This window comes from Acidovorax sp. (assembly GCF_046339755.1).
Taxonomy (GTDB): domain Bacteria; phylum Pseudomonadota; class Gammaproteobacteria; order Burkholderiales; family Burkholderiaceae_C; genus Acidovorax.
The window spans coordinates 1-6721 of record NZ_JBKDTZ010000102.1 but is presented as its reverse complement, the minus strand read 5'-3'; the positions used below and the strand labels follow the sequence as shown (position 1 = coordinate 6721).

Below are 6721 nucleotides of genomic sequence, written 5' to 3'. Positions count from 1 at the left end.
AGGCCAGGCTCACGGGGTGATGCCTGCCGGGAGCGGGCGGCCCGCGCGCTCACCCACTGCGCGCAACTCGGCCAGCAGGCCGGCGGATACGGGCACGCCATCGCGGCTGCGCTGCTGCTCGCACTCGGCCTGGCGTTGCCCCGGGTAGCGGGCGCCAGGGCCGCTGGCCGCCAGGTAGGTCTGCATCCAGGCCTGTACGCTGGCATCCAAGGCCTCGCGCCCGGTGGTCAATGCAGGGTTGATCACCAGCGCAAAGGCGCTGGCGTTGGCGGCGGACCCTGCTGTACCGGCCCCCGCCTCCGGTGCCGAGGTGACGCCGCCCATGCTCGCCGCCAGGCACTCGACCAGCATCGCCAGCCCCAGGCCCTTGTGCCCGGCGATGGGCTGCATGGCGCCCTGCAAGGCGAGGACGGGGTCGCTGGTCGGCTGCCCATCGGGGCCCAGCGCCCATTCGGGCGGAATATGGTGTTGCCCCTCGCGCACGGCCTGGGCCACGTGGCCGCGTGCCACCACGCTGTTGGCCATGTCGAACACCAGGGGCGCGTGGCTTGCCAGCGGCAAGGCAAAGGCCAGGGGGTTGTTGCCGATCACCGGGCCGCTGGCGCCCGGCAGCGCCATGACCGGCGGCGTGCGCTGGCACAGGAAGGCGAAGAAGCCCTGCTCCGCTGCTGCCGCCACGTACACCGCCAGCGCGGCCAGGTGGCCGGTGGCGCGGATGTGGCAGGCCACCAGGGGCTGCTGGCTTGCCCGGGCCATGGCCTGCTCCAGCGCGAAGCTGGCCACCACCTGGCCCAGCCCGCCGTCACCATCGCAGCGCAGCCAGCCGGCGGCATCGGACTCGATGCGCGGCACGGCGCGGGGATTCACCTCGCCGGCAGCGAGCCGTTCCACATAGCCCGGCAGGCGCGAGATGCCGTGCGTGTCGATGCCGCGCAGGCTGGTGCGCAGCAGCAGGCCTGCAGTCTGCAGGGCAGGCTGTGCGGCCACGCCCTGGGCCATGAGCACATCGGCCATCCAGGCGAGCAGGGTGGGGGTAGGGAGCAGGGCAGCTGCGGTCATGCGAAGGGACTTTGGATGCACGGCCGCGACCATCGGGGCCTGGGCCCCGCGAGGTCAGGGCCGCTCGGTGTTGAAATGCTTGCGCAGGCCCTGCCAGCAGCGGTAGTAGTCGTCCTGCAACTGGGCCGACTGCAGGGCCTGCGCCGTGGGGCGCTGCACGCAGCGGGTCTCGAACATGAAGGCCATGGTGTCCTTGATGGCGTGCGGCATCGAGAGATCGGCATTGCTGGCCTTCTCGAAGGTCTCGGCATCGGGCCCGTGGCCGGTCATGCTGTTGTGCAGGCTGGCGCCGCCGGGCATGAAGCCTTCGGCCTTGGCGTCGTAGACGCCGTGCACCAGGCCCATGAACTCGCTGGCGATGTTGCGGTGGAACCAGGGCGGACGGAAGGTGTCCTGCATCACCAGGGTGCGCGGCGGGAAGACCACGAAGTCGATGTTGCTCACACCCGGCGTGTCCGACGCGCTGTGCAGCACCAGGAAGATCGATGGGTCCGGGTGGTCGTAGCTGATCGAGCCGATGGCGTTGAAGCGACGCAAGTCGTATTTGTAGGGCGCGTAGTTGCCATGCCAGGCCACCACGTCGATGGGCGAGTGCTCCATCTTCGCGGCCCACAGGTGGCCCATGAACTTGGCCACCAGCTCGTGCGGCGCGTCGATGTCCTCGTAGGCGGCATGCGGTGTGAGGAAGTCGCGCGGGTTGGCCAGGCCGTTGGAGCCGATGGGCCCCAGGTCCGGCAGGCGGAAGTTGGCGCCATAGTTCTCGCAGATGTAGCCGCGCGCCTCGCCGTCCGGCAGCTCCACGCGAAAGCGCACGCCGCGCGGTATCACCACGATCTCCTGCGGCTCGGCGTCGATCACGCCCAGTTCCGTCACGAAGCGCTGGCGGCCTTGCTGCGGCACGATGAGCATCTCGCCATCGGCGTTGTAGAACACGCGCCGCTCCATGGAGCGGTTGGCCGCGTACAGGTGCATGGCCGCACCGTTCTGGGCGTGTGGGTCGCCATTGCCGGCCATGGTGACGATGCCCTGCACGAAGTCGGTGGGCTCCGTGGGCATGGGCAGGGGGCTCCAGCGCAGCTGGTTGGGCGGCGTGGGCACGGCGCTGAAGTCGCTCACGATGCGGCCATGGTCGATGCGCTCGAACGGCGTGTGCATGGCCGACGGGCGGATGCGGTACAGCCAGGAGCGGCGGTTGTCCGCGCGCAGCGCGGTGAAGGCCGTGCCGCTCAGCTGTTCGGCATACAGGCCGTAGGGACAGCGCTGCGGCGAGTTGCGGCCCACGGGCAGGGCGCCCGCGAGCGCCTCGGTGGCGAATTCATTTCCAAAGCCGGATTGGTAAGGGGTGCTCATGGTGTGGGCGTGCAAGGTGGGGGTGGGCGCGGCCCCCGATGGCCGCGCCTTCACGGCCCATTGTGCGGCGGTTCGCGCGCAGGTTTCCTGCGCGGCCCGCAATACCGCTGCCGGCGGCCAGGGAGATTCCTACTCGACCGTGACGCCCGCCTTCTTCACCAGCCGCGCGTAGCGCTCCTGCTCGGTCTTGAAGAACTGCAGCGAGGCTTCGGGCGACATGGGGTTGATGATGTTCTCCTGCTTGGCCATGGCGTCCCGGGTTTCGGGCATGGCGAAGGCGGCCACCACGGCGGCATGCAGGCGCTTGACCTCGGCGGCCGGCAGCTTGGCCGGGCCCACCACGGCGAACCAGCCGGCAATGTCCACGTCGGGGAAGCCCTGCTCTGCAATGGTCGGCAGGTCGGACAGCGAGGGCACGCGCTGCTTGCCCATGATGCCGATGGCGCGCAGCGAGCCGGCCTTGAGCTGGCCCTGCACGGCGGGAAGGGCCACCACGCCCATCTCGACCTGGCCGCTCATCAGGTCCGTGACCATCGGGCCCACGCCCTTGTAGGGTATGTGGCGCACATCCACGCCCGCAGCCTCCATGAACATGGCGCCAGCCAGGTGGATGATGGTGCCGTTGCCCGAGGAGGCGTAGTTGTACCCGTCGGGTTTGGCCTTGAGCAGGGCCTGCAGCTCCTTGGCATTCTTGGCGGCGACCCTGGGGTTGACCACCAGCACGAAGGGCGTGGCGCCGACGACGGAGATCGGCGTGATGTCACCCACGGCGTCGAACGGCATCTTCTTGAACACGCTGGGGTTGACCACGTGGTTGTTGGACACCACGCCCAGCGTGAGCCCGTCGGCCGGCGCGCGCACGATGACCGAGGCCCCGGTGATGCCGCCGGCCCCCGGCAGGTTCTCGATGGCCACGGGCTGGCCGTTCAGCGCCTTGATGAGCTGCGGCGCGGCGGCGCGCATGATGGTGTCCACACCCGAGCCGGCGCCCACGGGCAGCACCATGCGGATGGGCTTGTCGTTGGCGCGCACGGTGGCGGCGGCGCCGCACAGGGCCAGGCCGGCGAGGAGCAGGGCGGCGCGGCGGCGGTTCAGGTGGGGGATGGGGGTGGCTTGCATGGTGTTTGTCTCCTGGATGATTCTTGTGTGGTGAAAAGGGTCAGGCGGGTACGCGGTCGGCGCGGCGGGCCAGGCCGGCGAGGATTTCCTCGGTGTGCTCGCCCACCTTGGGCAGCGGGCTGCGCACACCGGGTCGGCGCCCGTCCATGCGCAGGGGCAGCAGCACCACGTCGGTGGTGCCCCCGTCGTCGGTCTGCATGGGCACCAGGCCGCCGCTGGCCTTGAGGTGCGGGTCGTCCATCAACTGGTCGGGCCGCACGATGGGCGCGTAGGGGATGCCGGCGGCCTCCAGCTTCGGTGCCAGTTCCTGCACGCGGTGGTGCTGCAGGATGGCGCCGAGCTTGTGCAGCAGCTGCGGGCGCACCGCCACGCGCAGCGCGTTGGTGGCCAGGGCCGGGTCGGCCGCCAGCTCGGGCGCCTCGATCACGCGGCACAGCGTGAGGAACTGCTTGTCGCTGACCGCACCGATGAACAGCTGCTCGCCGCCGGCCAGCGTGAACACGTCGTACACGCTCCAGGCCGACACGCGCGAGGGCATGGGCGGCGGTGCCTCGCCCGTCATGGCGAACTGCTGCATGTGCTGCGAGGCCAGGAACACGCAGTTCTCGAACAGCGCGCTCTGGATCTCCTGGCCGCGGCCGGTGAAGTCGCGCTCGCGCAGCGCCGCCAGCACGCCGATGGCGCCGAACATGCCGCCCATGATGTCGTTGACCGAGGTGCCCGCGCGCAGCGGCCGGCCGACCGGGCCCGTCATGTACGACAGGCCGCCCATCATCTGCACCACCTCGTCCAGCGCCAGGCGGTTTTCGTAGGGGCCGGGCATGAAGCCCTTGTGTGTCACGTAGATCAGGCGCGGGTAGCGCGCGGACAGCGTGGCGTAGTCCAGCCCGAAGCCGGCCATCAGCCCGGGCCGGAAATTCTCCAGTACCACGTCGCAGGTGCCTGCCAGCTCGGCTGCGGTGGCGCGGCCCTCTTCGGTGGCGATGTCGATCACCACACTCTTCTTGTTGCGGTTGAACGAGCGGAAGAAGCCGATCCCCAGGCCCGGCAGCTCGCGCGTCTTGTCGCCGCCGGGCGGCTCGACCTTGATGACCTCGGCCCCCAGGTCGGCCAGCACCATGCCGCAGGTGGGGCCCATGACCATGTGGGTGAATTCGAGGACGCGGACGCCCGTGAGGGGCAGGCGGGCTTCAGTGGGGGTGCTCATGGCAGATTCCTGGTGGCGGGGCAATTCAGGCGGCAAGCGCTGCCTGGGGAAAGGTCTTGGGCAGTCCGGCGCGCCACAGCGTGCCGTGCAGGGTCTCGCCGGCCAGCCAGCCGGCCACCTGGCCGCGCAGTTCCAGCAGCCGGGCGATGTCGATGCCGGTGGCAACGCCCATGCTGCCCAGCAGGTAGGCCAGGTCCTCGGTCGAGACATTGCCGCTGGCGCCGGGCGCATGCGGGCAGCCGCCGATGCCGGCCAGGCAGGCGTCGAAGCGGTCCACACCCACTTCGAGCGCGGCGTAGACATTGGCCAGGCCCAGGCCGCGCGTGTCGTGGAAGTGCCCGCACCAGAAACGCTCGCCCGCGATGCGCACGGCGTCCTCGAACAGGTCGCGCACCATGGCGGGGTCGGCATAGCCCACGGTGTCGGCCAGGCTCACGCGGTCGGCACCGGCGTCGAGCAGGGCCTGCATCAGGCGCAGCACCTCGGCCTTGTCCACCGTGCCCTGCAGCGTGCAGCCGAAGGCCGTGCCCACGCCGCCTTCGATCAGGGTGCGCGAACCTGCTGCATCGCGTGCCGCACGGATGCGCGCCACCTCGGCCACCACCTCGTCGGGCGTCTTGCGCAGGTTGGCCAGGCTGTGGGCGTGGCTGGCCGACAGCGGCACGATCATCAGGTCGGCTGCGCCCGCAATCGCGCTCTCGGCGCCGCGCAGGTTGGGCACCAGCACCGAGGCGAACAAGCCCGGCAAGGTCTTGGCATAGGCCAGCAGCTCGCCAGTGTCCGCCAGCTGCGGCAGAAGGCGCGCGGGCACGAAGGAGCCGACCTCGATCTCGCGCTGGCCGGCCGCGTGGGCGGCGTGGATCCAGGCACGCTTGTGCTCGGTGGGCAGGATGGTGGCAATGCTCTGCAGGCCGTCGCGCAGGCCGACTTCGCGGATGGTGGCGGCGCGGGGCAGGCGGGCGCTCGTGGGGGGCATGTCGTTGTCTCCAGGATCTTGGATGGCACTGTAGACATTCCCGATGCATTGCAAAAGCGGTATTCTGGAAGCCTTGGCGTTCCAAACTGGAATGGCAGATCCCTTTTAGACCCATGCGAGACCTGGACCTCACCACCTTGCGCCTGTTCGTCGCCGTCTGCGAGGCGCGCAACATCGCCCGTGCCGCCGAGCAGCACCACATCGTGGCCTCTGCCATCAGCAAGCGCCTGGCGCAGCTGGAGCAGCAGGTGGGCCACGCGCTGATCGACCGGCGCCGCCGCGGCGTGGTGCCCACGGGCGCGGGCGAGATCCTGCTGCAGCACGCCCGCGCCATGCTGGCCGCGGGCGACCGCGTGGGGCGCGACATGGCGGCGTATGGCAACGGTATCACGGGGCAGGTGCGCATCCTGGCCTCGGTGTCCTCGATTGCCGAGTTCCTGCCCGACGACATCGCCGCCTTCCTGCAGGTGCCAGCGCACCGCGACATCCGCGTGGACATCGAGGAGGCAGTGAGCAGCGAGCTGGTGCGCAGCCTGCGCGAGGGCGTGGTGCCCGTGGGCGTGTGCTGGGATACGGCCGACCTCGGCGGCCTGCAGACCCGCAGCTACCGGCGCGACCACCTGGCCATCATCACCCCGCTGTCGCACCCGCTGGCGCGGCGCAAGCGCTGCGCGTTCGAGGACACGCTGGCGTTCGACCACGTGGGCCTGCCCGCGTCGACCGCCGTGCACACCATGTTGGCGCGCGCGGAGGCCATCATCGGGCGGCCGGTCAATTACCGCGCTGTGGTCAGCACCTTCGATGCGTCCATGCGCTGCGTGCGTGCCGGCCTGGGCATTGCCGTGGTGCCGCGCGAGGTGGCCGAGCCCGTGGCCGCGAGCCTGGGCGTGCGCGTTCTGCCGCTCACGGACGGTTGGGCGCAGCGGCGCTTTGCCGTCTGCTTCCACGACGAAAAGAAGCTGTCACCCGCCGCGCGCATGCTGGTGGAGCACCTGCACCAGGCGGCGCTG

The 6721-nt window shown here is 70.4% G+C and carries 6 protein-coding genes; 1 reads left to right on the top strand and 5 read right to left on the bottom strand.

Features of this window, described 5'->3' with window-relative positions; genetic code table 11:
- Window positions 1-9 precede the first annotated feature (9 nt).
- The 5 genes from ACK59X_RS08360 to ACK59X_RS08340 form a co-directional block, all read right to left on the bottom strand.
- Window positions 10-1059 carry an Ldh family oxidoreductase gene (locus ACK59X_RS08360; protein ID WP_409956421.1) on the bottom strand — a complete coding sequence of 350 codons (1050 nt, stop codon included), beginning with the start codon at window positions 1057-1059 and terminating at the stop codon, window positions 10-12.
- A gap of 54 nt (window positions 1060-1113) precedes the next feature.
- Window positions 1114-2409, bottom strand: a complete 1296-nt coding sequence (gene hmgA / locus ACK59X_RS08355; RefSeq protein ID WP_409956420.1) for a homogentisate 1,2-dioxygenase — start codon at window positions 2407-2409, stop codon at window positions 1114-1116.
- A gap of 129 nt (window positions 2410-2538) precedes the next feature.
- Window positions 2539-3528, bottom strand: a complete 990-nt coding sequence (locus ACK59X_RS08350; protein ID WP_409956419.1) for a tripartite tricarboxylate transporter substrate binding protein — start codon at window positions 3526-3528, stop codon at window positions 2539-2541.
- A gap of 40 nt (window positions 3529-3568) precedes the next feature.
- The gene (locus tag ACK59X_RS08345; RefSeq protein ID WP_409956418.1) at window positions 3569-4735 is read right to left on the bottom strand and encodes a CaiB/BaiF CoA transferase family protein; all 1167 of its coding nucleotides are present in this window, start codon (window positions 4733-4735) and stop codon (window positions 3569-3571) included.
- Between the two features lie 25 nt (window positions 4736-4760).
- Entirely contained in the window at window positions 4761-5711 is a 951-nt protein-coding gene (locus tag ACK59X_RS08340) for a hydroxymethylglutaryl-CoA lyase (protein ID WP_409956417.1), read from the bottom strand.
- A 113-nt stretch (window positions 5712-5824) separates the two neighbouring features.
- On the opposite strand from ACK59X_RS08340, the gene ACK59X_RS08335 reads away from it, so the two are divergent.
- Window positions 5825-6721: LysR family transcriptional regulator (locus tag ACK59X_RS08335; RefSeq protein ID WP_409956416.1), on the top strand; the 897-nt coding region annotated here is incomplete at its 3' end.